General features: G+C 43.0%; 24 protein-coding genes and 1 pseudogene. 15 read left to right on the top strand and 10 right to left on the bottom strand.

Annotation, left to right across the window (positions count from 1 at the left end):
- Nucleotides 1-2: 2 nt before the first annotated feature.
- The 3 genes from J7623_RS12305 to J7623_RS12295 are packed head-to-tail and all read right to left on the bottom strand — an operon-like array spanning nt 3 to nt 7,600.
- Complete coding sequence (locus J7623_RS12305) at nt 3-3,113, bottom strand: TonB-dependent receptor (protein WP_291920587.1); 3,111 nt, start codon at nt 3,111-3,113, stop codon at nt 3-5.
- A gap of 25 nt (nt 3,114-3,138) precedes the next feature.
- Nucleotides 3,139-4,788, bottom strand: coding sequence for a RagB/SusD family nutrient uptake outer membrane protein (locus J7623_RS12300; RefSeq protein WP_291920586.1), 1,650 nt, complete (start codon nt 4,786-4,788; stop codon nt 3,139-3,141).
- Between the two features lie 25 nt (nt 4,789-4,813).
- The gene (locus J7623_RS12295; RefSeq protein ID WP_291920585.1) at nt 4,814-7,600 is read right to left on the bottom strand and encodes a SusC/RagA family TonB-linked outer membrane protein; all 2,787 of its coding nucleotides are present in this window, start codon (nt 7,598-7,600) and stop codon (nt 4,814-4,816) included.
- 723 nt (nt 7,601-8,323) lie between these two features.
- Between J7623_RS12295 and J7623_RS12290 the strand changes: the two genes are divergently transcribed.
- Together J7623_RS12290 and J7623_RS12285 are read left to right on the top strand one after the other, a co-directional pair.
- Nucleotides 8,324-8,482 (top strand): hypothetical protein, encoded by a 159-nt coding sequence (locus J7623_RS12290; RefSeq protein WP_291920584.1) that lies wholly within the window; start codon nt 8,324-8,326, stop codon nt 8,480-8,482.
- Between the two features lie 262 nt (nt 8,483-8,744).
- Entirely contained in the window at nt 8,745-9,401 is a 657-nt protein-coding gene (locus tag J7623_RS12285; RefSeq protein ID WP_291920583.1) for a GIY-YIG nuclease family protein, read from the top strand.
- A gap of 7 nt (nt 9,402-9,408) precedes the next feature.
- Here the strand turns inward: J7623_RS12285 and J7623_RS12280 are convergent, their stop codons facing one another.
- Nucleotides 9,409-9,564 carry a helix-turn-helix domain-containing protein gene (locus J7623_RS12280; RefSeq protein WP_366838914.1) on the bottom strand — a complete coding sequence of 52 codons (156 nt, stop codon included), beginning with the start codon at nt 9,562-9,564 and terminating at the stop codon, nt 9,409-9,411.
- 37 nt (nt 9,565-9,601) lie between these two features.
- Here J7623_RS12280 and J7623_RS12275 point away from each other — a divergent pair, with 37 nt between their 5' ends.
- Both J7623_RS12275 and J7623_RS12270 read left to right on the top strand, forming a co-directional pair.
- Complete coding sequence (locus J7623_RS12275; RefSeq protein WP_291920582.1) at nt 9,602-9,853, top strand: hypothetical protein; 252 nt, start codon at nt 9,602-9,604, stop codon at nt 9,851-9,853.
- Between the two features lie 76 nt (nt 9,854-9,929).
- Nucleotides 9,930-10,379: a nuclear transport factor 2 family protein gene (locus J7623_RS12270; protein WP_291920581.1), complete on the top strand. Its 450-nt coding sequence runs from the start codon at nt 9,930-9,932 to the stop codon at nt 10,377-10,379.
- 39 nt (nt 10,380-10,418) lie between these two features.
- Here J7623_RS12270 and J7623_RS12265 read toward each other — a convergent pair whose 3' ends face one another.
- Entirely contained in the window at nt 10,419-11,207 is a 789-nt protein-coding gene (locus J7623_RS12265; protein WP_291920580.1) for an AraC family transcriptional regulator, read from the bottom strand.
- A 463-nt stretch (nt 11,208-11,670) separates the two neighbouring features.
- Between J7623_RS12265 and J7623_RS12260 the strand changes: the two genes are divergently transcribed.
- The 4 genes from J7623_RS12260 to J7623_RS12245 all read left to right on the top strand — a co-directional run bounded on the left by J7623_RS12260 (nt 11,671) and on the right by J7623_RS12245 (nt 13,883).
- Complete coding sequence (locus J7623_RS12260; RefSeq protein ID WP_291920579.1) at nt 11,671-12,201, top strand: hypothetical protein; 531 nt, start codon at nt 11,671-11,673, stop codon at nt 12,199-12,201.
- The gene (locus J7623_RS12255; RefSeq protein ID WP_291920578.1) at nt 12,198-12,371 is read left to right on the top strand and encodes a hypothetical protein; all 174 of its coding nucleotides are present in this window, start codon (nt 12,198-12,200) and stop codon (nt 12,369-12,371) included. Before J7623_RS12260 ends, J7623_RS12255 begins: the two co-directional genes overlap by 4 nt.
- 97 nt (nt 12,372-12,468) lie before the next feature.
- The gene (locus J7623_RS12250) at nt 12,469-13,167 is read left to right on the top strand and encodes a hypothetical protein (protein WP_291920577.1); all 699 of its coding nucleotides are present in this window, start codon (nt 12,469-12,471) and stop codon (nt 13,165-13,167) included.
- A 59-nt stretch (nt 13,168-13,226) separates the two neighbouring features.
- Nucleotides 13,227-13,883 carry a hypothetical protein gene (locus J7623_RS12245; protein WP_291920576.1) on the top strand — a complete coding sequence of 219 codons (657 nt, stop codon included), beginning with the start codon at nt 13,227-13,229 and terminating at the stop codon, nt 13,881-13,883.
- Nucleotides 13,884-14,043: 160 nt separating this feature from the next.
- Here J7623_RS12245 and J7623_RS12240 read toward each other — a convergent pair whose 3' ends face one another.
- Complete coding sequence (locus J7623_RS12240; RefSeq protein WP_291920575.1) at nt 14,044-15,000, bottom strand: lipase family protein; 957 nt, start codon at nt 14,998-15,000, stop codon at nt 14,044-14,046.
- A 317-nt stretch (nt 15,001-15,317) separates the two neighbouring features.
- Here J7623_RS12240 and J7623_RS12235 point away from each other — a divergent pair, with 317 nt between their 5' ends.
- The 3 genes from J7623_RS12235 (at nt 15,318) to J7623_RS12225 (ending at nt 18,456) form a co-directional block, all read left to right on the top strand.
- Entirely contained in the window at nt 15,318-15,788 is a 471-nt protein-coding gene (locus J7623_RS12235; RefSeq protein ID WP_291920574.1) for a hypothetical protein, read from the top strand.
- A gap of 475 nt (nt 15,789-16,263) precedes the next feature.
- A complete protein-coding gene (locus J7623_RS12230) occupies nt 16,264-16,986 on the top strand; it encodes a hypothetical protein (protein WP_291920573.1) in 723 nt (240 codons plus the stop codon).
- 135 nt (nt 16,987-17,121) lie between these two features.
- Entirely contained in the window at nt 17,122-18,456 is a 1,335-nt protein-coding gene (locus J7623_RS12225; protein WP_291920572.1) for an amidohydrolase family protein, read from the top strand.
- 20 nt (nt 18,457-18,476) lie between these two features.
- On the opposite strand, the gene J7623_RS12220 is transcribed toward J7623_RS12225, so the two are convergent.
- On the bottom strand, nt 18,477-19,049 hold the full coding sequence (locus J7623_RS12220; protein WP_291920571.1) for a hypothetical protein: 573 nt from the start codon (nt 19,047-19,049) through the stop codon (nt 18,477-18,479).
- Between the two features lie 306 nt (nt 19,050-19,355).
- On the bottom strand, nt 19,356-20,033 hold the full coding sequence (locus J7623_RS12215) for a hypothetical protein (RefSeq protein WP_291920570.1): 678 nt from the start codon (nt 20,031-20,033) through the stop codon (nt 19,356-19,358).
- Between the two features lie 323 nt (nt 20,034-20,356).
- Here J7623_RS12215 and J7623_RS12210 point away from each other — a divergent pair, with 323 nt between their 5' ends.
- On the top strand, nt 20,357-20,962 hold the full coding sequence (locus tag J7623_RS12210) for a hypothetical protein (protein WP_291920569.1): 606 nt from the start codon (nt 20,357-20,359) through the stop codon (nt 20,960-20,962).
- Between the two features lie 104 nt (nt 20,963-21,066).
- On the opposite strand, the gene J7623_RS12205 is transcribed toward J7623_RS12210, so the two are convergent.
- Complete coding sequence (locus J7623_RS12205) at nt 21,067-21,417, bottom strand: helix-turn-helix domain-containing protein (protein ID WP_291920568.1); 351 nt, start codon at nt 21,415-21,417, stop codon at nt 21,067-21,069.
- 95 nt (nt 21,418-21,512) lie between these two features.
- On the opposite strand from J7623_RS12205, the gene J7623_RS12200 reads away from it, so the two are divergent.
- On the top strand, nt 21,513-22,301 hold the full coding sequence (locus J7623_RS12200; RefSeq protein WP_291920567.1) for an SDR family oxidoreductase: 789 nt from the start codon (nt 21,513-21,515) through the stop codon (nt 22,299-22,301).
- Nucleotides 22,302-22,386: 85 nt separating this feature from the next.
- Here J7623_RS12200 and J7623_RS31755 read toward each other — a convergent pair.
- Nucleotides 22,387-22,593, bottom strand: a pseudogene (locus J7623_RS31755) (NAD(P)H-binding protein); the annotation flags it as partial.
- Between the two features lie 15 nt (nt 22,594-22,608).
- On the opposite strand from J7623_RS31755, the gene J7623_RS12195 reads away from it, so the two are divergent.
- Both J7623_RS12195 and J7623_RS12190 read left to right on the top strand, forming a co-directional pair.
- The gene (locus J7623_RS12195; RefSeq protein ID WP_291920566.1) at nt 22,609-22,821 is read left to right on the top strand and encodes a helix-turn-helix domain-containing protein; all 213 of its coding nucleotides are present in this window, start codon (nt 22,609-22,611) and stop codon (nt 22,819-22,821) included.
- Nucleotides 22,822-23,318: 497 nt separating this feature from the next.
- On the top strand, nt 23,319-25,535 hold the full coding sequence (locus tag J7623_RS12190; protein ID WP_291920565.1) for a serine hydrolase: 2,217 nt from the start codon (nt 23,319-23,321) through the stop codon (nt 25,533-25,535).
- Nucleotides 25,536-25,595: the final 60 nt, after the last annotated feature.

Below are 25,595 nucleotides of genomic sequence, written 5' to 3'. Positions count from 1 at the left end.
TACTAAAAGGAAATATTAACACCGAAATTCATGATCTTCTGGTTAGGATAGGTAGATAACACGCCCCCAGAGCTAACTTCAGGATCTGCCTGGTACATTTTAGTGACGTTTGTCCAGGTGAGCACATTGTACGCGTTCGCATATACACGGATACTCCTCAGCTTTGTTGGTTTGATGAATGCAGCCGGCAACTCGTATCCCAGCTCCACATTTTTCAGGCGGATATACTTCGCATTGATAAACCAGAAATCAGAAGGATTGATAAATCCGCGGCTGATTTCTGAAGCGGGGCTTGACAATACCGGGAACTTTGCGTTGTCTTTATTCTCCGGTGTCCAGCGGTCCATGTGTATCGGCTGGAAATTGGTAGACATCACGTCGATACTTTCCGATGTCAGGCGTAAACTATAGTTAAAGGCCGATTGCACCAGCGCACTAAAGCTGAAACCCTTGTAATTGAAGCCCAGCGTAAGTCCTAACACGGTGTTAGGTAAGTTAGGGAATCCCATTACGCGCTGGTCCATTTTGTTAATGACTTTATCGCCATTCAGGTCAGCATATTTCAGGTCGCCTGGTATTACAGGTGTTGGTGGCACAGCGCTGGTGTCAATATCCCGCTGGTCGCGGTAAAAGCCGATGAAGTGATATCCGCGGATCTGCCCGATGGAGCTCCCGGTGAGCGCCAGCCATGGATAACGTTGTGCCGGTTCATCCTGGTAGAGAATTTTATTTTTTGCAAAAGAGAAAGTCCCCCGTACAGAATACTGGAATTTGCCGGCGTTGTTACGATAGGTGATCTCTCCGTCAAATCCTTTGTTTCTTACCCTACCCAGGTTTACCGGAGGTAAACCTACGCCTATTAACTGGGGAATACTGGAGCGTGGCGCCAGAATATCGAAGCGATAATTATTAAAATAATCTACTGTGGCAGAGAGCTTTCCATCAAAGAAGGCCAGATCTACACCGATGTTGGCTTTCTTTTCTTTTTCCCAGGTTACGTCATCATTACCAAGTGTACCTTCGCGGATACCGGTAACGGGTGTATGAATTTCACCGAAAGAATAGCTTCCTTCGCGATTGTATACCTGCTCATAAATGTAGCGATAACCGCCTACGTCATCGGAGCCCACCAATCCGTAAGAGCCGCGTATCTTGAGCAAATCAATACCACTTGCATGATCCCTGATGAATGGTTCCTCTGCCATATTCCAGCCTACGGAGATGGCCGGGAACAGTCCGTATCGTTTGTTGGATACAAACCTGTCTGTTCCATTGTAGCCGGCATTGAATTCCACCAGGTATTTCTGTGCATAATCATACCCTAAACGCATGGAATAGCCCAGGAAATTGGCCGGCGTATAGCGGGGTGTAATTTCCGCATCATCTTTAATAGCGGTGTTACGGTTAAACAATCCCAGGCTGTAGATGTGGTGTTTTTTATTAAAGGTGCGATCATAGTTGATCATTGCCTGGGTGGTGAGTATTTTATCTCCGGGTTCTGTAACATAGTCAAGCTTCCATCCCGGCACGCGATACAGGGTAGCATCACGCGGTGTATAGCTGCCGTCTGCAGGATTGTAATAATAAGCAGGAAAAGCTGCAGTAGTACGTGACAATCCTCTCGTATAGGAGTTACCGTTAGCATATGCAATGGTACCTTTCATCGACAATCCCTCTGTGATCATATCCAGCTTTTGCGTAGCTCCTACCGCCACATTCAGGTCGTTCTGGTGTTTGCGGCTATAGCCCAGCAATGCCAGTCGCCCTACAATATTCATGGTACCGGGCATGGCGATGTTATGTCCATAAGAACCATTTGGATTATAAACCGGATATGCAAAAGGCGGCAGGAAGTTATAACTGTATATTTCTCCGATCAGGCCGTTACCATTGGGACTATTGGTAATAGGAGAATTGGTTTCCCCAAAACGGCCGGTAATATCTGTGCGGATGCTCAGGGTTTTGGTAGCCTGTACATCCAGGTTGGAGCGGAAGTTATAACGTTTATAGTAATAGTTGTTATTTACATCTGCCTTATCAGAAAAGTTTTTGATAAACCCATTCTGCCACAGGTATCCCATAGATACGAAGTACTTTACTTTGTCTGTACCACCAGAAATATCAAGATTGTTACGGGACTGCAGCGAGTAGTTATTAGTGAGTGTTTCGAACCAGTTTACATCCGGATGCCCGTAAGGGTCAGCGCCACTTTTAAACAGGTCCAGGTCTTCCTGCGAAAAGCGGGGTGTTTGTTTTCCGTTTACCATGGCTTCATTGGTCAGCAGGGCTGATTCATAGGCATTCAGGAATTTCGGTTTATATGCCCATGTCTGCCGGCCCAGCTCTGATTTGAAGTTAATAGATGGCGGACCGTTTTTACCACGCCTGGTAGTTACCACCAACACGCCGTTAGCGCCTTTAATACCGTAAATAGCAGTGGTGGAGGCATCTTTCAGGATAGAGATACTTTCAATTTCATTGGGATCCAGTGCAGCCACATCGTCATAGCTTACTTCAATATCATCCATGATCACCAGTGGTTTATTGGAAGAAGCAAAAGAGCTTTGACCACGGATAAAGAAGGTAGCCGCATCAGCACCGGGTTGTCCGCTGCGTTGCTGCGAGAAAAAGCCTGGTAAACGGCCCATGAGGGTATTTTGTACACTCGCCGTAGGGCTTTGACGAATTTCCTTTCCACCTACTACGCTCACAGCGCCGGTATTGGTAATTTTCTTCTGTTTACCAAAACCTACAATCACCACATCTTCCAACCCTTTGGCATCTCTTCGCATGATTACTTTTACTTCATTTTTTCCGGCGATGCTCACTTCCTGGGATAAATATCCCATCATATTGATGACGAGTGTATTGGTGCGCCCTTTTATTTTCACTTCGAAGCCACCGGCTTCATTGGCTACTGCGCCATTGGAAGGAAGTCCTTTTTCAATAACAGTTGCACCTGGCAAGGGATTTTCGCCATCCGTAACTACTCCTTTTATGATGCGGGTTTCAATGACGGTAGTCCCCACTTCCTTCCCGACACGGCTTTGTGCCTGCATCATAAACGGAACCAGGGTAACCATTATGCTTAGTTGTAAAATACGTATGTTCATACCTGTTATACTTATCATTTAGTAATCAGCGGGATTCCCAGCCGTCATTTTGTTGCAGCCTGTTATTTTTGATTATCTCCGCATAAGGAATCGGATAGAGATACAGTTTAGTGGCAAACTTTACATCATTCACAGGTATCAACTGGTAGCTGAAACTGTTGTCAGCGTTCAGCGTGATACGGGTACCATGCAGCGTGCCATTCAGTACCTGGTCAGCTATTTTCCAGCGACGGATATCCCAGAAGCGATGTTCTTCAAACGCCAGTTCCACGCGTCTTTCATGACGAATTACATCGCGAAGCTGTTGTTGGGTAAGTCCGGCTTTCAACGTGAAGGGCTGTAATCCTGCGCGCTTACGGATACTTTCCACCGCCGCATAGATACCTGCATCAGGGCCGCTGGCTTCATTCTGAGCTTCTGCAAAGTCGAGTAATATTTCTGCGTAACGGAAATAGATGAAGTTATGTGTCTGGTTTGCATAGGCGGTGCTTTTAGAGTAATCGGCCATGAACTTACGCATATAGTACCCGGTGCGGGTTTGCAGTACGGTACCTCCGGGTTTGTCTTTACCGCCTTCATAGGTTTCCACTGGCCGGCCCAGCCATTTCATGCCGTTGTACATTACGGTGTAGTCAAGGCGGGGATCACGTCCTTCGTAAGGCCTGGCGGCGTTATACCCGGAAGCCGGATCTGTAATAGGTAGTCCATTTTTCATTTCAAAGGCATCCACTAATTCTTGCGTAGGGCTGGTAACACCAGATCCAAGGCCATTGCCGGTGTATCCAACAGGACCATTTGTTTTCTCTACATCTGTGGTATTGGCGCGTTGTTTAGCAAAAATCACTTCTGTATTTTTCCGGGTGGTAAATACATTGGGGAAAGATGGAACCAGGGAAAAGGTATTAAGGTCCATTACGGCCTTTGCCGCATCTGCAGCGGCCTGCCACCTGCTTTTGTCGTTGGCGGGATTATTCAGCGGACTGGCGTCGTAAAGTAGTACCCGGGCTTTCAGCGACATTGATACCGCTTTTGTAACACGCCCCAGGTCCTGGTCTGATACCGGATCCACCCGCAGGCTATCTTTCACCGCATCACATTCACTGCTGATGTATTGCACACATTCCTTCCAACTGTTCCGTGGTAGTTGCAGATCGTCTTGCAGGGTAAATACTTTATCTCCCAGCAAAGGCACACCACCGTAGCGTTTTATCAGTTCAAAATAGAAGTAGGAGCGCAGCAAACGAACTTCGGCCTTCCAGTATTTCTTCTCGTCGTTAGATATCAGGGGAACGCGATCGAAGCTTTTCATGAAAATATTACACTTACGAATAGCTGCATAAGCATCTCCCCAAAAATCATCCATGAGGTTAAATGCCGTAATACGACCGTTGGTAAAGCTTTCTATTGTAGATGTAACCTGTGACGACACCGCATCATCTGAAGCCGCATCCAGCAAATTCATCGGCGTGGTAGTGCCTATCCTGTTAAACCCATCCGGGAGCCGGGAGTAGATATCGAGTGAATAGTTGCGGGCATATAAACCCAGGGAATCGGTTACATCAAATATCTGGTCTTCCTGCCATTGTTCCAGCGGCACTTCTTCAATACCGTGTTTCTTACAGGAAAAGAGCAGTAAGCTCCCCGCCAGCAACGTAAAATATAGAGATCGTTTCATGTTTATGTAGTTTGTGGACGGCCGGTTATAGTTTGATATTCACGCCCGCGTTGTATACTTTTTGCAGTGGAAATAATCCGCCGAAGGTTTCCGGGTCACCGTGTTTCATCTGGCTGGCGGTCAGCAGGTTCATACCGTTCACGAATACACGAACACCGGCAATATGTGCGCGTTTCAGCATCGCTGTTGGCAATGAGTATCCCAGTTCCACATTCTTCAAACGGATATAATCTCCTTTCTGCATCCAGAAGGAAGAAGTAGTGTGATTGTTGGGATTGGTGCCGATGCTTAAGCGCGGATAAGTAGCAGTACCGGCTGTTTCAGGTGTCCAGCGATCCAGGTGATGTTCAAATACCTGGCCTTTCCCGTTGTTCTGGAATTCCCATTCAATGGCGCCTCCTAAGTAAACGGTCCTGTTTCTTACGCCCAGCAACAGCAGGTTTACATCAAATCCTTTCCAGCTTCCACCCAGCGATAGCCCATAAAACAGGATTGGCTTATTTGGAGTCAGTGCTTTCTGATCGAACTGGTTGATCACACCGTCCTGGTTGAGATCTTTATATTTCAGGTCTCCCGGCACCGGCGTATAGCCGTCGATGGTAGCATGGCCTGCTATTTCTTCTTTGTTTTGGAAGAAGCCCTCTGCCTCGTATCCGAACACCTGGTTAATGTTTTGGCCGGTACGGTTCATCCAGGGATACTTGCGGTATACTTCATCCTGGAATATGATAGTGCCTTTGTTCAGCGAAAGATTGCCGGATACAAACCAGTTAAAGCGCTGCATTTTTCCGGAGTAGTTTAACTGCAGCTCTGTACCGGTGTACCGGTTAATACCGATATTTTCGTTTGGATAGGTATTCCCGATAATCGTGGTATTGCGGCCACGTTGCTGCATCAGGTCAGTATAACGGTTGTTATAGTATTCGATGCTGACACCCAGCTTATCGGAGAAGAGGCTGGCATCCAGGCCTATATTAAACTTATGCGACTTTTCCCAGGTAGCATCCGGATTAGCCAATACTTTTTCAGTAGAGGTATAGAAGAAAGTACCGGAAGATCCAAGGTAATATCCTTTACTATCCCCATAGTACTGGTTGTATACAAAATAGCCCACATTGGCATTTCCACCGGCGCCATAGGAAGCACGCAGTTTCAATAAAGATACAAACGGTATATTTTCATAGATAAACGCTTCTTTAGCCATATTCCAGCCTATACCGATACTGGGAAACAAGCCATAACGTTTACCAGGTTTGTACCTGTCGAGGCCACTATAGGAAGCCGCTGCTTCCAGCATGTATTTCCCCTTGTAATCGTAGGAAAACCGGGCGGCGAGATTGGTATAATTAAGCGGCAGGGCAGATCCGCTCACGATGTTCTGCCTGTTGGCTATTACTTCAGTATTAAAATGATTGCTGCCGATGGCTCGTTCCCAGCCGAGCGACAGGGACGTATAGAAGTTTTTCCCCTGTGGCATCACCTGCATGGTATTCGCCTGATCGCCATCGTTACCAAACTTTTGATAGCTGGTATCGCCGGTGGGGCTGATATTCATCTTATAGGTAGCAAATGTTTTGGAGCGGTCTGTTGTTTCGGCGTAGGAAGTATTAAAGGAAGCCACACCTTTGATGTACAGTCCTTTTAACACATCATCCAGTTCTCTTTTCAATATCACGTCTGCCATCACGTCCCTGGCATAACCCGGACGATAGCCTGATTTTACGGCCTGTCCGTACAGGTTAGCCTGGTAGTCCTGGCTACCACCTAACGATCCGTCCGGGTTCATTTTCGGATAGGCGTTGGCGGGAGTGGTGAGCATACCTCCGTACAGGCTCATTGTATAGGCACCGGGGTCGTTACTGTTTTGAATACGGCCGGAGAGGTTGAGTGATACGTTAAGTCGTGGTGTAACGTCAACGGATATATTAGAACGAATAATATAGCGCTTATAATCTGAGTTGGTATTATAGGTATTAAAAGACGCTGTGTTAAAAGGTCCTTGTTGATTAAGATAATCCAGGGCAACAAAATAGCGGGCAATGTTGCTACCACCGGAGGCATTGAGATTGTAACTGCTGAAAGATGACCTGCTGCGCAGAATTTCATCGTACCAGTTTACATCCGGGTGGCCATAGGGATCTGCACCACTTTTATAGAGGTCCAGGTCTTGTTGGGAATACACGGGTATTTTATTGTCGTTGGCCAGTGCCTCATTGTATAACCGGGCGTAGTCGTAGGCTCCTAAAGGCTTTGGCAGGAATGCCAGTTGTTGTATACCTGTTTGAGCAGTAAAGGAGATGTGGTGACTTTGTGGGCTGCCTTTGCGGGTAGTAATTAACAGGGCGCCGCCGGAGGCTTGTTGTCCGAGCATGGCGGTAGCCAAGGCATCTTTCAGTACGGTGACTGATTCCACTTCTTCCGGAGAAATAGATAATGCTTCCCTGGGGATGCCATCAACAATAATGAGTGGAGTAACGCCGCGTAAGCTCATGGTGGGGGCATCGAGGCCGGGTAAGCCGCTGCTTTGTACGGTAAACAAGCCGGCGAGTCTTCCTGACAGTGCATTTGAAAGGACTCCTACGGGTGATTTCACCAATTCGTTAGTACCAATTTGTGATACTGCGGCCAGGGTAGCGGCGGGCTTTTGCTGGCGGTAAAGCAGGTTATAAGCAGGTGCCGGCGATAATTTGGTGGTGTCTTTAGCGGATAGCTTTGGACGTTCTTTTACCTGGGCCTGCCCTTGCTGAGAGGCAGTCAGGACCAGGGGCACGGCCCATAGCAAGGCCGTGACACGATTAAGGTAACGTATCATAACTAGATTAGGTTGAATAAAATACAATACAAGTCCGGGTAACGCCGTTGTGCAAACGTTTGCATTACCAGGTTAAATAATAAAATGCTGACGGAATACGCGTACTACATGATACAGGTTGTTTTGTGCATAACTATTGACGGAAATTTGGTTTGCATAAGGCAATTCATTGTTCGGGTTTACTAGTGTAAACGTTTGCATAAAAATAGCAATAAAAAAATCATATCCAAACTTCCGGGAAAAAATATATGGATGGCCGATAGTGTTATGCGATTTTTCTATTTACCTGATAACTATAAAAAATATCACTTCTTTGGATATTATCTGGCTAGTCTGCCGATCCATATGATCCGCATTTCCAGGAAGGCACCCTGATGAATATGTCAGAGCAAGCTGTTCACGATGCCTCTTTTCCGGATCACCCGTTAACGCTTGCCAGGCAGCTTATTTCGCAAATAAAATCTGGCTTCCACCAGGCGCCTGAGATAGATAAACTCTCTCCTTTTTATCGCTGATAAAACCATACGATGCTACCGCCATTACTTCGAACTTTTTCATAACAGCATTGTTAAATAAAAAACACCTGGCACAAACATATCCTTTAACTCAAAATAACTGTCATCATCATACATATACACCTTAACTATTATCCTGGAGTCAGCGAAACCCCTTCCTTACTCCCACTATATTCACCATACATCTGTATGCATATATGCAATGAAGATGCATAGTGAATGCTCATCCAATAAATATGAACAGGTAGCGGATGGACCGCACTATATAGTTAATGCAGATCCAATTATCCAGTGGTGTGGCGATTTTCCTGCATTTCTACCCACACAGGTGGCTAACCTGACGAGCACACTGGCAATGATTGTATAGTAACGTAGGTTCGAATCCTGCCCTGTTCACAACAACCATCGCTTTACCATAGCGCTGCATTCCCCCATAATGGGATTTCACCTTATTTTTTCGCAATATCCGGGTGGTACTAAACCCTCCTGTATCGTACTATTGCAACCGATGAGTATCCTTAACACTCACATCATATTTATATTTAATCCAATATTTGAATTTTGTATATAATAATCATAGTCGTAAATTGATACCGTGATTGTCATATCAGCAACGCGAAAAACACCTCATGGAGCAAGTACAAACCGGTAAATGTGTGTACATTCTGAACACAGGAAAAAACCTGTATAAGATTGGCAAAACGCAGGACCTGCATAAGCGGTTAGCTGCGTATCATACACATCTGCCCGTTATGTTCCGCGTTATCAGGCAGTATGCAGCGTTGAATATGACCGACCTGGAAGAAAGTCTGCATATCGTTTTTCAACATAAACGCGTAAAAGGCGAATGGTTTGAATTAAGTAAAGATGACCTGATTATCTGCGATAACGTAGCCCGTAACTACGCGCTGCAAAACCTGCAGCGACAGCCAAAAAAACAAGCGGATATTGTTTTCAGCAATAACCCGATGCTGCAGGTTATGGAAGCCAACGAAAAATACCTGCAGGATTATTCCAGGATCGCAGATGATGTTAAACTGGGCCTCAACAATAACGAGATTTTCGAATTACATGAAGGCACAGTGAGTAAAGTGGTTATTGAAACCGTGAGAAGGCTCCTGAAATACCGGACACCGAATTCGGAATTCCTGGGCAAATGGTTGCGGGTGGCCGGCGAGCTAAGTAATCAAACCAGTGAGCGTAGTATTCTTCAGAAATATAAGGGAGAAGTAAGCCGCGCTACTATACAAATGATCAAACGGATATTGCATAACCAATTATACTAGATGGGGCTCATTTAATGGTTTCCCGGCGAAATTCACCCGGCGCCATCCCGGTAGTTTGGGCAAATAAGCGGGAGAAAGATGCCAGGTCCTCATATCCTACCCGGTAACAGATTTCAGAAATACTCAGCTTCGTGGCTCCCAATAATTTTTTAGCCGTTTCAATTCGTTTTTCCTGGATCCATTTACCTGGTGATGGCGGTATGAGTTCAGCGCAATATTCGCTTCACAATTTCGATGTGCTGTTAAAAGGATTACAGATTCAATCGCACGTATACCGTTATTTCTTCACACCGCCTTCCCCGGAAGATGCGGCGCTGTTGCAGGAAATAGCCACTATATCCATGCAATTTGAAGCCAATGTTTCCGGTGTGCATCCCTTTGAGGATTTTACGATTGCCATTCAAAAAAGCAGGGATTCCTCAGAGGGAGGGAAACAAATTTTCCGTTCTTAAAATTGCTGTTTTGTTCGTTATTGTACAATTTCCGGCTGAGGCGCAGGTGGATCTTTGTAGAAAATAATATCAACTTATGAAATTATCCTTTTCTTTATTGGTACTGCTTATGATGACTGCCTTCTCCATGAAGAGCAGCGCACAATCCACAGATTTACAGGAAGCCAAACAGGCCATTGCGAAAGCGAATGCCGCCCATTTTGGTCTCTTTGCCAAAAATGATGGCTCTATTCTAAGCCTGTATACAGACGATGCCTGCCTTTTAATGCCAGGCTCTCCGGCCGCCTGCGGAAAGGAAGGTCTTACGAAATTCTTCAACAGCGCATATGCTGCCGGCTCCCGGAGTGGGAAAATTGTTACCCTGGATATTTATGGAGATGGAAATGAATTTGTAACGGAAGAAGGATTAACAGAAGTGTATGACGGCAATGGAAAACTGCTCGGAGCAGGCAAATACATAGTGATCTGGAAGAAAACGAAAGACGGCTGGAAGATGTTCAGAGATATGTTTAATGGCAATAAATAATACTACCCGCTGCCGGGCAGGCCACTGTGCGGCAGCGGATCATACCCCGGAAACCATTTGCCCCGCACGGATTTCCGAAGGCGTTACCCCGGTAAACTTTTTGAACTCCCGGATGAAATGCGCCTGGTCAAAATAGCCGCAATCGTAGGCAATGCTGGTCAACGATTGCTCCCCGGCATGAATCAGTTCCAGGCTTTTATTAAATCGTTGTATATGAAAGAAAACCCTTGGTGTAAGGCCTACGTTATCGAGAAATAATTGCTGGATATAGCGTTCAGAAAACCCATACTTATGCGCCAGCAACTTAATATTAAACAGTTCACCTTCTGCACTGATATGGCTACAAATCCGCTCCAGCATAGTGACTTTATTGCTGCGTTTTTTGCTGCCCAACAGTCGCTGAACCAGGAATTGATCCAATTCTTTTACTTTCTGCTCAATAGTGGGCGCCTGCATAAGCCGGTCGTAGAATTCAGCAGATACCTTTCCCAGCAAGCCTTCCAGGTCAACCGAATCATTGGTAAATGCTGAAATAGGATTGGGAAAAAAGAGCGCATTGGCATAGGGAAAAATCCGGGCAATCAACACCATCATTCCCCTGGTAACCGTTAGCCGGGTGGGCACGGTTAGCTGTCCCAGTACTTCTACATTAGGCATATCAATGGGGCGTCCATTGATAATAGTACTGGCAGTACCGCCGGATATATTAACGGCGAAATCGATATACCCACTGGGGAAAAATGTTTGGTTCGTCATGTCCTGTTCACTGGTAAAAACCCAGTATCCCTTTACATATGACTTTAATGGAAGCGATGGCTGATATTGCATAGGTGTTGTCTATATTTCGCTGAGTAAACGAAGCGTTGTATTAGATTTCTGGTAACTGTGTTATTATCACCATAGGGCCGGACAAATCATAGTACTACTCAGAAATCTACCTACCTAATATAACACATATTGACTAATTTATTTAAGCCTCATCGGCATGTGCTGATGAGACTTAAATAACTCATATAGAATGACAATGGTGTTAATTTGCTAAATAGCCCTGATTTTATTGAGTAGCCGGCTAAGTTCTACTACTTCTTTATCATTTAGCGACGCCATATACGTTATCTGCTGAAGGAGTAAGGTGATAGCCCAGTTTCCTACATATCAATAATTCGTTAGCGTTGTTCTTATGGAATGGCCTAACATTTGCATAATACATAATATATATTAAATATTAATAATCAAATTTCTGCTTCAAAATTTGCTACGCTAATGAAGTATTACTAACTTGTACTAACATATGACTTCTTTTTTCGAGAAAATAATCGCGATACTGAATCAACTCAATATCCCATATATGCTCTCTGGTAGTGTGGCGATGAGTTTATACATTGTTCCAAGAGCAACACGGGATTTTGACTTTATTATACATATTGAACTTAAGGATATTGACAGCTTTATTGCAAATTTCGCAGAAGGATACTATTGTGATAAAGATGCAATTCAAGATGCGATAAAACACCGTAGCATGTTTAATATTATTGATCACGCAACTGGTTTTAAAGCAGATTTTGTTGTTTTGAAGCCTGATCCGTTCAGGCAAATGGAATTTAGCAGAAGAGTACAAATGGACTTCTATGGCCAGGTTATATATGTTGTTTCTGCAGAAGATTTACTTATCTCTAAGCTCATATGGATTCAAACTTTACAGTCTGCTATACAGATGGATGACATTAGAAATCTTACCTCTCTTGAAAGCCTGAACTGGGAGTACATAAAGACATGGATTAATAAGCTTAATCTGAATACTTTTAATTTACTAAAAACATGAACGACACACCAGCCCATATAAAACAGCTCCAGCTTAAAATCTGGCTTTCCAAGCCTCCAATGGAAAGGCTCAAGCAGATGATGGAAGACAATACCGCGTTATATGCCTTCTGGACAGCAGCTAAACAAAAAGGAAAAAACAAACCAACGACGACTTCAAAATCTAATTAAATAAAAGCAGTAAAAATCATTTTAAATACAGAATAAAAAAAACGCTCAATGGGCGTTTTTTTTATTCTGTATTTAAAATGACTGTATATTAACCATTATGACAGATTCATCTCACACAGAAAAACACATTCACTATGTCTCGAGTTTTCAAGACCTTGTTGCCACACCATTTAGCGGAGGAATAAACGCAATTTGCTGGACACGTGAACTAACAGGCGATTTCTCTGAGATTGTCAAAAAAGTAAATCAAAATGGAAATATAACAGTAATCGAACCGGAAGAACTTGCTGCACTTCAGTTGAGTGAACAAGGACAACTTGCCCGTGAAATTGTTTTAAATGACCTGAACCTATTAAAAGCTCATGGCGCATCCCCGGTCCTTAATGTGATCAAACACTATGACCGGGATGATACCTACCCATTTTTCCCAACGGATGTTTATTCTTTTCACGTAGATAGCTCACCCATCCCCACTGATACTTTTTTATGTACTTACTTTGGCGAGTCCAGTGAAATATTACCGAACTCACAAGGCATCCAAAAAATACTCATTCCGGAAATACGTGACGAACTCAAAAAACTATATGATGGAGCGGACGAAGGTTTTGAGTCATTCTTAAGTGAAAACTGCTTTGATCTGCATTACCAGGCTATGCCTGATGCCTCTCCAATACGCCTGGGACTTGGTCATATATGGAGATTGGCAGTTGATCATCCTGAAAGCCAGGTGCCTCCTTGTCTTCACCGTGCACCAACGGAAAAGCCCGGAGAAAGCAGGTTATTACTGATCTGCTGAAATCCGTAAAAAATGTTTGTTCATCCGATTTTTGTAATCAAAAAATCAGTCGCAGCGCAATGCATCTAATAAATACCATTGAGATACTTCCATATAATTTTTGTCATAACGCCTATGAATCCCCTAAGGGAAGCTCGATGGAATTTCCAAACGAATGGAATCAGTTTTGGAAACAATGTATATCAGATAAAAAATTAGGCCGTTTAGAAGCAGTCAGAAAAGGTGCTTATTTCGTTGACATTAAAACGATCAATGATGACGAGCTTGCAATAATCCTGGAGGATGAACTTAAGGACGTTGAATTATGGGATTACGAAGAACAAGTTAGCCCAATAAATGGTGGGATAGTTTTAGAAGACGACAATATAACATACATAGAACCCAGCTGCTGCGGAGATATTGGAAACATTAACGACTGGGAAAGTATTTTCGAAAGCGAAGCAAATAAGTGGCATCAACTATGGATAGGACACCCCTGGATCTACTATAAAAAAAATAATGGAATCATTGAATTCTCCAACTATACCGAATTAAAGCCAGCACACGATGAAAATATATGCATACTCGTTCGTGTTTCTGAGCCCCTCCTGCAAATTGAATTTAATAAAATCAAAGAACAGCACAACAAGCTTGAATTCCGCATTCGAAAAGTACTTGATAAAATGGGGATAGCAAATGCAGCACAAATCGCGAAGCTAATGACTGGTAATGTGTAAAAATTAATTCCCCAGAGACATTGACAATAATTTCTACCAACCAAGAAAGCCTACCCATTACTGAGTAGGCTTTTTTTTGAAGTCGCCCTTATTTATATAAGCTTCCAACCAAAGATTGTTAGCGAGGCTACCTCCTTAAATACCAATCCCTTTCCTATTTTTAAGACTTACAACTACAAAATCCTGCGTTCAGGATATTCGGATTGGTATTGCCATTGAGTTTCTCAAGCAAATACTGGTAAACAGGTAATTGATGTGCACATCCGGCGCCGGGGGTGACATTCGTGTCATTGGTTGAATCAACTTTATAGCCCCTGGCTACCTGTGTATAAATGTTATTACCATTATTATCGAGCCATATCGGAAGGTTTGGAACATTATCCGGCACATTATATACCCGATGGCTTCTGCCCATGTTGCTATTGAACGTGTCGGTAAATGTTTTGTCTCCTGTCATGGGCGATGCAAAAGTATAGAGGCTAAGATCTATATCCTTATCCTGTCCAGCGGTGACAGCGGCAGCATAATAGGTTGCGATGGTGGATCCCAGGCTATGTCCTGCCACTACAGTCTGTACACTCATGGCATCTGGCATAAACTTTACCGGATTAGCTGCAACAGCTGATAAAGAAGCAGATAGTTGGGTATCGTGAGGCAATGATGTAATCGATCCTGCTCCATAAAGTGTGTAAAATCCAACCGGAACTTGCGCATTGTTGTTAAACTCATTAAAAGTCGTTGGATAAATTAAATCGTCTGAACCCAGTTCAGATATGGTTTCCGTTCCGCGAAAAACGATTACATAGTCTTTAGAAGACTTATTCTGTGCAATAAAACCAAAGTATACCGGGGAGCCATTCTCTGTCATCTGTATATTGTACAACAATTTGTACTCCAGATCGAAATTCGTGTCTACCAGCAACTGGTAGGTTTTACTTCTTAAGATAGTCCTGTAGGCTAATATAGATGGATTTTGTTGTGATGCAGTATCATTATTCTGTACTGCTACTTTGTAAACAATGTCCGCCAGATCTACCAATTTGGCGTACTTAACAGCCTCTACCAGGGAGATGGATATGGCTTGAGAAGGCGTTTGGGTTTGAGATTGTGTTTCCATAGAAAAATGGTTTTTGAGGGTGAAATAAATATACGTTGAGACACTAAAAAGCTATGGGTTTTCGTCAGGAATCCAAATTAATACATTTTTCTGTTTTGGCAACAAAAAATATTTAATTATGGGAGATTTAACATAGCTCATTTCAAACAAAAAAATTGATAGAATTGTAAATAAGAATAAATAACTCCAGGAATCCCATTTATTTTATCCAACATTTTATGCAATACAAAACTCAATCCCATATACCATGTTTCAAGATGCTTTTTCTTAGCGTTCTATTAATCCTGGGGTTCATTCAAAATATCAAATCGCAAACAATGACAGATAGTATCCTGATAAACACAATGAATACATACGGCCTGGGCGATTGTATGGATCACTATAAAGGATTTGTTCCAATAAAAGATGTAAAAGACAACTTCGCTATGAGCATCAGCTTTCACCCTTTCAGAGTGGACTACCTATTAGTTCAAGCAAAACTACCTGCGGGGATCCAAAACCTGGGGATTTCGGTAGTTGATGGAAATATTGCCGGTGTATATTTACAATTCATCGATACCAGTACCATTTTACCAATCCTGGAGGCGGCATATGGCCGATACGATTTAAAATTCAGTGGCATAGGAGACGGGTATTCATATAATTGGAAAAAACATCCCTGTATTAGCTATACCAACGTCACTCCCCCTGTTAAAAGTCAGGATAAAGAAGCTGTGATCTTATTATATTCTTGCGATAAGCTGAAGCAAATTATCCATAAACCGCTTTTAAAATTTTTAAAAGACTAACGATGCCTTCATCCATTTTCCCTTTGTGAGCATTCTTTTTCCCGACTGGCTATGACTTTGACAGCCATTGTAACCTGGGGCTTGGAGTGGAGAACTTGTTCAACAACGACTATTTCACTATACCATCCCAGTGGCAAGCAGATAACCTGACCTATGTAAAAGGAAACGGTGCCAGGATCAATTTTAATTACACATACAAGTTTTAAACAGCAGGGAAAACACTATAAGATTAGGAGAAATTTATTTAACGTTGCCGGGAAAATACTTCATGCATAGTAACGTTCCATCCTGGTACAAGGTATAACAGATAATTTTACTAAACATACAGAAGCCTATTCAGCGATGACCAGGCTTCTTCTTTACATAAAGATAGCTGGACAGATGTCGAACTTTATTATAGCAGATTTAATAAGAATTGACATTTTCATCAGGAAACAAATTATTATATACAATTAAATCTCAACTCTTACATATAATGGCATTGAATATTCCGCCGCTTATTATGCAGTTTATCGAGAACCCTACAGAAACGGGTGTCCTGTTATTGCCCTTTCATTACCCCAGGAAGGAGGAGTGGAGGGAGTTTCAAAGTGGGTTCAGGTATCACGGTATTACGCTGGAAGATCTGACTTCTACCAAAGAAGGTAAATGGCAACCGGGATGGCACGTTATAGCGCTTAATGGGATGGATGATCCATTTTTTATTGACCTGAATGAAGAGACCTCAGGTTTCCCGGTTTATTACGCACTACATGGAGCCGGGCGATGGGATGCCATTGCCCTTGATTTCAATATTGTTTCTTTTGCCCTCTTTTTAGAACAGATGGAAAAGGCTGGTAAAGATAAAACAGCCTGTCTTCAGCTGGTGGAACTTTCTACAGATACCAGGAATCCTTTCTGGATGGAACTTCACACAACCATACAGGAATGGGACGATGAAGAAGCGGAAAGTACAGAAATAGACCCTGCACTGCTCAGGTACGGAAAACTGGTCATTACAGGCGCAGGTCCCAATAAAGTAAAAGTGGCCAAATATCTCATGAAGATCTGGAATATTGGCCCGCAGGAAGCGTTAGCCAGGCTAACCCAACAGGATGTACCGGTAGCAGATGGGTTTCTGCTTCACTTACAAAAGTACATTGATGGTTTGCAGGAGCTTGGCGCAACAGTGGCATGGTCAGATAAAGAAATATTCTGACAAGTGTATGCGAGGTGGCATTGGTGACTTCTTTGATTTTCCGGTAGCGCAACGCCGTAACTGCGTTAGTGAACCTTTGGGTAAAGGTAGGTGTTGTTTATCAGCATAAGGCTCCCGGGCCCCAAAACCTTTGATATGAAATATATCCTACTCTTCTGCATTTGCATCGTACCTGGTATCGTATCGGGACAGGAATCCACCAAACCCGTTACGCTCGTCAATAACGTCCGGATCTTTACCGGAAAGGATGCGGCGCCCTTTCCTGGAAATGTATTGATAACAGGCAACATTATCACCAAAATATCGACCGGGCCTATTGCGACTGACCGCAGCATGAATACAACAATCATCGATGGCGGCGGGCAATTCCTTATGCCTGGACTTATTGATGCACATTATCATTGCATGTTTGCCAATGTGACTCAGGTCGCTACTTTGTCGAAAGACTACGGATTTGTGGTGCTGATGGCGGCAATGAATGCCCGCGAGGCGCTTCTGCGTGGCTTTACAAGCGTGCGGGATATGGGAGGCCCCATCTTCGGACTAAAAGATGCAATTGACGCGGGCGTAACGCCCGGGCCACGTATCTGGCCTTCCGGCGCGTTTATCAGTCAAACGGGAGGCCATGGAGATTTTCGTTTGCCATATGAAGTACCACGGGCCAATAATGAGCCGCTCAGTTATACGGAACGGATAAAAGCCGCTGCTATTGCAGACGGCGCGGACGCTGTACTACTCCGTGCACGTGAGCAACTGATGGCTGGCGCCAGCCAGTTGAAACTCATGGCTGGCGGCGGTGTTAGTTCCATGTACGATCCGCTGGACGTAACGCAGTACACAGAAGCAGAATTCCATGCGGCAGTAGAAGCGGCAGAAAACTGGGGAACCTATGTTACCGTACACGCCTACACGCCGAAAGCCATACAGGTAGCCATTAAAGCAGGTGTGAAATGCATTGAGCACGGGCAACTGGCTGATGAGGCAACAGCGAAGCTGATCGCAGAGAAGGGAATATGGTGGTCGTTACAACCGTTCATAGACGATGAGGACAGTAACCCTCAAACCGGCGAGAACCGCGAAAAGCAGCTCGAAATGTATGGAGGAACAGACAATGCATACGCGCTGGCAAAGAAATATAAAGTAAAACTCGCCTGGGGCACAGATGCACTTTTTAATGCCAGGAACGCAAAACGCCAGGGGGCACGGCTCGTAGCGATGACACGCTGGTTCAAGCCAGTAGAGATCCTTCAGATGGCAACGCGGAACAACGGCGAACTGCTGGCACTTTCCGGTAAACGAAGCCCGTACAAGGGGAAACTGGGCGTACTGGAAGAAGGCGCACTTGCTGATATGATCCTTGTAAACGGTGATCCCATCCAGGACCTTCAACTGCTGGCCGACCCCGAAAAGAATCTTTCGCTGATCATAAAAGATGGTGTGATATATAAGAACACGCTGTCGCAAAAATGATATGCTGCAAGTCACTCAGATTATTGCATAGTGGGCTTTTTTATTCCTTCATAAAAACTCATATATTTTTCTGCCAAATCAATCTCTTTCTCGTTTACGTCAGCAATACTCCATTCCATAACAACGCTTTGCCCGTTATTATCATAAAGTTCTAGTCTTGTTACAATTCCATTAAACAAATGATCTAATCCGGTGCTTAACAGATGTACCTTCATGCCATCCAGATCTTTATTAAGAAAAGCCCTTGCCTTTCGATAAAAGAAATGATCTATTTGAAAGCTAATAGTATCTTCCAATATTGCATATTTATACTTACCAATCACAGAGTCGCCGACAAAATGAAAGTTCCTGATTTGCTGCCGGAACTGAGGATACATTTCATCCTGGAAACTAAATCCACCCAACTTTCTCTTATCACTGATACTTATTTTTTCCAGTAATACCGGAGGAGATGATAAATCAAATTTAAGACACTCCTTTGCATGGATATCGGTTAATACATAATTCATCAGGCTATCACCGGTATCCTGCTCACTTCCGCGGTGTAACCTGCCGTCTTCTCCACGTTTTACATCTACCCTTGTCTTATGCATATAACCTTCTTCAAAAGCATACGCTTTAATTATTAACATCTCATTCCTTCCTATTGGCACCTTTCTTTCATTATAGTATAAATTGAATACTGCTTTTATAGGTGGATATACCCTGGATTGGCAACTTTGAAACAATAAGGGAAAGGACAGTAATAATAAGAAGAGGTGCCTGCTTTTGTAACAAGAAATCATTTTCTGACGCATTATTTATAAGAAATGTTATAACTATTACAACATGAATAACATCAACTGTCCTTTATATAGCGTTGAATACACCGGACAGTTGATGTATCAATACGGCCGATGTTATAAGCACAGCGTTATAAAACAAGTGTTATCAATATTTACATAAACCATTCCGATTCCAACCTCGCCGAAAACGCGTGTGCTGGCTACACAATCATAGAAAGGGCGGCTACTGGGATTAAGTGAATACCCGGTTTCATAAAAGTCTACCGGAATAGGTATATAAGAATATGCCGTAGATCCGTTATGCTCAAAATCAATCACCTCCGGCATGAATGAACTACCAATGTTCCTCACTGTTATTTTATCTGCTGACTTTACCTTCCAATAACCAGATTTGTTATCGGCTACTGTCCAATCCAGTTGGAAAGGCTGATCATAAGTAGGATCTGAAGAGATCTGCTCCCGTAACGAGATGTATTGGTAATCGCCCCAATATTCTTCCAGGCCAGGATAATCATCACTTAAAGACCCCGGCTGCATCCGTGCATTGTTTTTAACTGTAGCCGGTTTCTTTTGATCGGAGTAGCGGCGAATAGCATCCACCTGGGCAGATGTGGGTAAATCAGTGATGCTATGCATTAGCTTATCAAGCTCAACATCCTTAACGGCTGTCCCTTTTGACAGAACGCCAATCTTAGCCTGGCTAGAGATAACAGGAGAAGGTTTGGCTGCTTCTTTTTGACAGGAAAAAAAAGTTATTGCAATAAAAGCAATGTAAGTGATTCCTTTTTTCATATAGTGAAATTTAGAATTTCAAGTTACAACAAGCCATAGGTAAGTCCTTTAGAAACACAGGGGGTATTTCTATCAAATAACGGGGGTACTTACATCAGTTTGAAAGTTTGTAGCTCGCTGAGGGATATTTGTACCGTTCTAAGGATGATTTCCTTTTATTCTGACTACATTTCGACGGGGATTCGCATGATATATTAGTAAGAAGCGCTGATATCTATCACTTTCAGTGAATTGTCTCTTCCCGGCTTTTCTTGTTAATATTAATTTTGTAAAGTGACGGTCTATTTTCTACATTAGTTCCACTAAATATATAACCTCTATCCATGAAAAAGTTCACCCGTATTTTGCCGCTGCTGTTTGTAATCATCAGCATGTCCTGCAAAAAAGACTCCTCTCCAGTGTACCAGCCATTAAATCAGAGATCGGACCATATAGCTGTCAAGGCTGAGGGACAGGGCCTTGCTGCCGGCTCAATAACAACGGAAGGTCTTCCTTACCCTTTTGAGGAGTCGCCGCTCTATGATTATTATAATAGTGCAAATGGCGATCGTTTCCTTAGCCTGGATGCGAATTTTTCTGATCCGGGTTGGGTGCGCGTTGGTGTCGGCTTCGGTGCATATCCACAACCTATATCGCATATAGGCACCGTGCCGGTATACGAGTATTATAATAACGTTACACGGGACCATGCTTATTCACTTGATCCTAATGATCCTGGGATCCTGGGATACCCAAATTGGTATAGAAATACGCCGGACGCTGTATTTCATGTTTTCCCTAATAACTCAAGACCGGGGACTGTTGCCGTTTATAGTTACTATAATGCAAGTATTACAGCACACCTGTATTCTATTGACCCGGATATTCAAACAAAATACCCGGATTGGGGACAGAAGTTTGTGGCATGGTATGCATGGCCTCCTCAATAGCAGTAGCAGGTCCTTGTTATCGATTTTGTAAAGTAGATATTGAAAAATAGTTAACAAGTAGGGGGTACATTAACAATGTACCCCCTACTTGTTTTTAGGAATCGCTACATCTTTCCCCGGAGTTTTTTCTGATGAATTTTACCCCATTTTTCCAATGGAGCAGCCACTTCTTCTGTAGTTAAACAGTAATCCGTAATGGTATATTCGATCCTAACGGGGTAATCATCTATAACAGTTCTACTGATCAGTAAGTTTTCTTCCAGGTGCTTTAGCTCTTTGGATAATACACGGTTGGTAATGCCGGGAATAGAAGCGGCAATATCATTAAACCGTTTGTTGCCACTATAAATGGAAAGGATGACTGGTAACTTCCATTTACCCCCAAGTACAAACATCGTATCCTGTATGGCTTTTATCTTCTCTTTAAAACGCCGTTCGTTGTGTTTGCTTGTCATAGTAATACCAAAATAAATTAAGTATCCTAAAGGATACAGGTATCAAATGTATACTCTTTACGCAATATTTTTGAATCATAAATCTACCAGAATATATGAAAACAATTTTTATTACGGGTGCTTCATCAGGCATCGGCAAGGCAACAGCAAAATTATTTCAGGCGAGAGGCTGGAAAGTAATAGCCACTATGAGGACGCCAGAAAACGAAACGGAATTAACCGCACTTGAAAATGTATTAATCCTTCCTTTAGATGTTACAAATAATACACAAATTCATTCCACTGTTCAATCGGCAATTTCATCAGGCAACATTGATGTGGTGCTGAATAACGCCGGCCATGGGTTGTTTGGTCCGTTGGAAGCTGTTAACGAAGAGCAAATATTAAAGCAGGTTAACACAAATCTTTTAGGTCCATTGAAAGTCATCCAGGCCTTTATACCTTATTTCAGGGAAAAGAAAAGTGGATTGTTTATCAACACTACTTCCATGGCAGGACTTACAGGCTTTCCGCTAAGCAGTGTCTATAACTCAACCAAGTGGGCATTAGAAGGTTTAAGTGAATGCTTATCCATAGAGTTATCCATGTTTGGCATCGGTGTTAAAACTGTTTCACCGGATGCAACGAAAACCAATTTATTCACCTCCGCCGATGTCGTTTCACACCCTTTATATGATGATGTGATTAAGAAGATGATCGGCCGCATACAGCAGACCGGAGAATCCATAAATATTGCGGAAGTTATTTTTGATGCCGCAACCGACGGAAAAGATCAACTACGCTATCCTGCCGGTGGTGCAGCAAAGCAGATCTATGCAAGGCGCCTGGATATTGGGCCGGAAGCTTCAAGGATCGAAACTACTAAATGGTTCCTGAACTTGTAAGTATGGCAACAAACCTCCAGGTTGCTTAACCGTGTTGAGCATAAAACGCAAGGCTATCGAGGCCTTGCTTCTCAGCGTAATAATATTAGCTACTGATTGCCGGTGCTTGCTGTATGTAAGCGGGATTAGCTACCTGATTTAAAATGAAGTCCGCCATATCTGCACGGGAGGTTGAAAAACCGATAATACCATGCCCTAAATATCCAGACTTCACGTTGTTGGATTTAGCTTTGTTAGTCAACCCTGCAACTCTTACTAATGTCCAGTCCAAATCGGAGGTTCGTACAATCTCTGCTACCTTATAGAAATGCTTAGAGGAATACCTGGTATTTCAAGTAAAGTGTTGTCCAAAGAGTTAAAAGATCTGGAAATAAACAAACTTGTGGAACGTACTGTTCATGATACCAAACCTGTTACTGTAGAATATTCCATTACCAGTTATGGTAAAACGCTCATTCCTGTGGCCGAACAATTATTGCAATGGGGAATGTCTCACCGTAAAGTCATTAAGGAAAAATAATTTTGATTTCTTAGTAGTAGACACGTTGCCGTAGTCCCATGGTTGACAGGATTCAAACCTGCGTCACTTGACGTTTACAGCGGTACGATATATCTGATACGTTAAGCTAAAAACAAAGAATCCTACTCAGCAACAAAAGTGAACAAGGTAATTTTAAATAATTGATAAATTGTACCCCTTCGCATAACCAGACCGCTGAACCTGGTGTATTTCAATGCATTGACAGTGGAGTTTTATTTAATAAATATATTAGCAAAGCTTTAACGGCCTGTTTGTTATTTTCCGCCAGTGGGTGTTATAACTTGGAATCCATACAAACGTTGTTTTCGGAAGGGAAAGAATAAGTATAAATGTTGTTAATCCGGAGGCTCGTTAAGATTGTTTTTTATGTTGTATTAACTATCTTATTTAAAATGGGCAGGTACATCCAGGTTGGGATCCTTACAGTTGTATTATTCTTTTTCGTTTCTGACAGTTGGGGACAGAACCGACAATTTATGATTCGGGGTATTATCCTGGATGCAGCCACGGGAAAACCTGTCAGTCATGCTACTATCCAGTCATCGAGAGGTCTGTATAATACATACAGTGATGATGAAGGGCAATTTTCGCTCGTGGTACCGCTACATGATGGAAATGATAGCATATTGATTACGCATATAAAATATGCATCTGTTTCGTTACCCTCTCGACAAACCGATACGGCACATAAGATAATCAGGATGAATGCGAAGGTTAAACAATTATCTGAAGTGGTAGTATCGGGTATCAATGCCCTTGATCTGATCAGGCGGGCCATAGATAGCATCCCACTGAATTACGCTACCGTTCCGTACCTCGTGCATGGTTTTTACAGGATTATCACTTCCAATGGTAAGACTATCATCAATCTCTCCCAGGCACGTTTTAACATCTATAATGACAACTATGCGCGGCAGAATAAGCAATTGCAGGTTGATCGGGTCCGAGTCGTTAAAGACGAAACCGTTTTCAATGGCAACGACATCGATTTTGACATCACTCCATCAGATCTCTTCGATTATGACCTGGTTGCCAACGTTCATGAATCTGGTTTACTCAGTAAAAAAGGGCAGGAAGAGTACGATTTTTCCTTTAATGGATTGACCCAGCTCAATGGCCGAAAGGTATATGAGATCACTTTTGATCAAAAAGACGGCATAAAGAAACCACTATACAAGGGCCGTATGCTGCTTGATGCACAAAGCCTGGCTTTTCTTCAATTCGATGTTCAATTGAGCCAGAAGGGAATCAAATACTGGGGATTAAGTGCTATAAAAACATTAGTGATGCGTATTCTGCGCATGAATGTAAAGATGCTCAGTGATTCTGTATCGATTGTTTACGAGCAACACGGTGGTAAGTATTACCTGGATCATGTGCAGGACAATAATGCACTTCATATTTATGGTGGTAGAAAAGTTTTTGACCTTAATCCGGCCCGGAGCAATCTGAATTATTTTGTATTGGGAATTGATACCGGCAAAGTAGCGCCTTTCTCAAAGCAGGAGGTAGTGCGCCAGGGAAAATCTATGGCTGCATTAAGTCCGGATGTGAATACGGACAGTGCAGATGTGTTCTGGAAAGATTACGATAGCTTACAAGTGGGATACCGGGTGGATTCTGTAATCAGGATGATACGGGAAAAGAATTCAACACTTAACTACAAAGTCGTCCTGGGAAAACGCTTACCTCAATACAGAAAGGACAAGTCAGCCGGCATAGATTCCATACTTTCATTTTACTATCAGCAGCATCAGTTCAGCGGTGTAGCCCTGGTTAAATACCAGGGTAAAGTAATTTATGAGAAAGGTTTTGGTATGGCCAATGTTGAAAAGCATATACCGAATACCTTAGCCACTCAATTCAGGATTGGATCAATGAGCAAGCAATTCACAGCTATGCTCATTATGCAGTTGGCGGAACAGGGCAGGATCGGTATGCAGGATGCCGTAAGGAAGTACCTTCCGGAATATGTGAATGGCGGCGTAACAATAGCACAATTACTAACACACCAGGGAGGTATACCCAATTACACTGACAACATGGAGTATGTTCAGCAAATATTCTCCAGAACTTATTCCCCTGATAGTCTTGTACAGCGCTTTTGCAGTGACTCCCTGGATTTTGAACCGGGTACAGCCTTCAGCTATTCTAATTCAGGTTATGTTGTTTTGGCCGATGTGATAGAAAAGGTAACCGGTCAAAAATTTGGCGATCTGTTGGCCAGGCGTATTTTCTTGCCGGCCGGGATGAAGCATTCCGTGTTTGGATCTACTGTTCCTAACGATACTATCGCTATTGGCTATATTAATGGAGACCCCGAACTGAGCTACCCGCTGGAGAATGTAGTAGGGGCCGGAGGTATCACTTCTTGTGTAGAAGACCTTCTCGCATGGCATGATGCGCTGTCGACGCATACGTTATTATCGCCCTACTGGATGAATGAGCTGTTTAAACCCAGGGTGGAGTGGAAAGAATGGGACGCATGGTACGGCTATGGATGGATGATAGACAAATTACAGTTTAAAGCATCTAAAAAACACAACATTGAGTATCATCCGGGAACGGAATTAGGACAATATGCAATGCTGGCACGGCAGCCAGATAAAGATATTGTGATTATTTTATTAAACAACACGGGTGAATTTCCGAGATTCGAAATTACCGATCTGTTATTAGATCTCTTAAATTAATACGATAGTCTCCAAATACAAAAAGCGCGCTCGCTGCTGAGTAAGCTTCTTTATGAAAAA

The sequence above is a fragment of the Chitinophaga sp. genome (genome assembly GCF_017745275.1).
Taxonomy (GTDB): Bacteria; Bacteroidota; Bacteroidia; order Chitinophagales; family Chitinophagaceae; genus Chitinophaga.
This window is presented reverse-complemented; position numbering and strand designations above follow the sequence as displayed.

What these genes read in the sequence shown, in the direction of transcription:
- J7623_RS12300 (WP_291920586.1), bottom strand. Translation starts at nt 4,788, where the DNA reads ATGAAACGATCTCTATATTTTACGTTGCTGGCGGGGAGCTTACTGCTC.
- J7623_RS12250 (WP_291920577.1), top strand. Translation starts at nt 12,469, where the DNA reads ATGACAGATTCATCTCACACAGAAAAACACATTCACTATGTCTCGAGT.
- J7623_RS12235 (WP_291920574.1), top strand. Translation starts at nt 15,318, where the DNA reads ATGACAGATAGTATCCTGATAAACACAATGAATACATACGGCCTGGGC.
- J7623_RS12220 (WP_291920571.1), bottom strand. Translation starts at nt 19,049, where the DNA reads ATGCATAAGACAAGGGTAGATGTAAAACGTGGAGAAGACGGCAGGTTA.
- J7623_RS12305 (WP_291920587.1), bottom strand. Translation starts at nt 3,113, where the DNA reads ATGAACATACGTATTTTACAACTAAGCATAATGGTTACCCTGGTTCCG.
- J7623_RS12265 (WP_291920580.1), bottom strand. Translation starts at nt 11,207, where the DNA reads ATGCAATATCAGCCATCGCTTCCATTAAAGTCATATGTAAAGGGATAC.
- J7623_RS12290 (WP_291920584.1), top strand. Translation starts at nt 8,324, where the DNA reads ATGCATAGTGAATGCTCATCCAATAAATATGAACAGGTAGCGGATGGA.
- J7623_RS12245 (WP_291920576.1), top strand. Translation starts at nt 13,227, where the DNA reads ATGCATCTAATAAATACCATTGAGATACTTCCATATAATTTTTGTCAT.
- J7623_RS12210 (WP_291920569.1), top strand. Translation starts at nt 20,357, where the DNA reads ATGAAAAAGTTCACCCGTATTTTGCCGCTGCTGTTTGTAATCATCAGC.
- J7623_RS12190 (WP_291920565.1), top strand. Translation starts at nt 23,319, where the DNA reads ATGATTCGGGGTATTATCCTGGATGCAGCCACGGGAAAACCTGTCAGT.
- J7623_RS12195 (WP_291920566.1), top strand. Translation starts at nt 22,609, where the DNA reads ATGCTTAGAGGAATACCTGGTATTTCAAGTAAAGTGTTGTCCAAAGAG.
- J7623_RS12240 (WP_291920575.1), bottom strand. Translation starts at nt 15,000, where the DNA reads ATGGAAACACAATCTCAAACCCAAACGCCTTCTCAAGCCATATCCATC.
- J7623_RS12285 (WP_291920583.1), top strand. Translation starts at nt 8,745, where the DNA reads ATGGAGCAAGTACAAACCGGTAAATGTGTGTACATTCTGAACACAGGA.
- J7623_RS12230 (WP_291920573.1), top strand. Translation starts at nt 16,264, where the DNA reads ATGGCATTGAATATTCCGCCGCTTATTATGCAGTTTATCGAGAACCCT.
- J7623_RS12275 (WP_291920582.1), top strand. Translation starts at nt 9,602, where the DNA reads ATGAGTTCAGCGCAATATTCGCTTCACAATTTCGATGTGCTGTTAAAA.
- J7623_RS12200 (WP_291920567.1), top strand. Translation starts at nt 21,513, where the DNA reads ATGAAAACAATTTTTATTACGGGTGCTTCATCAGGCATCGGCAAGGCA.
- J7623_RS12270 (WP_291920581.1), top strand. Translation starts at nt 9,930, where the DNA reads ATGAAATTATCCTTTTCTTTATTGGTACTGCTTATGATGACTGCCTTC.
- J7623_RS12295 (WP_291920585.1), bottom strand. Translation starts at nt 7,600, where the DNA reads ATGATACGTTACCTTAATCGTGTCACGGCCTTGCTATGGGCCGTGCCC.
- J7623_RS12255 (WP_291920578.1), top strand. Translation starts at nt 12,198, where the DNA reads ATGAACGACACACCAGCCCATATAAAACAGCTCCAGCTTAAAATCTGG.
- J7623_RS12260 (WP_291920579.1), top strand. Translation starts at nt 11,671, where the DNA reads ATGACTTCTTTTTTCGAGAAAATAATCGCGATACTGAATCAACTCAAT.
- J7623_RS12205 (WP_291920568.1), bottom strand. Translation starts at nt 21,417, where the DNA reads ATGACAAGCAAACACAACGAACGGCGTTTTAAAGAGAAGATAAAAGCC.
- J7623_RS12215 (WP_291920570.1), bottom strand. Translation starts at nt 20,033, where the DNA reads ATGAAAAAAGGAATCACTTACATTGCTTTTATTGCAATAACTTTTTTT.
- J7623_RS12225 (WP_291920572.1), top strand. Translation starts at nt 17,122, where the DNA reads ATGAAATATATCCTACTCTTCTGCATTTGCATCGTACCTGGTATCGTA.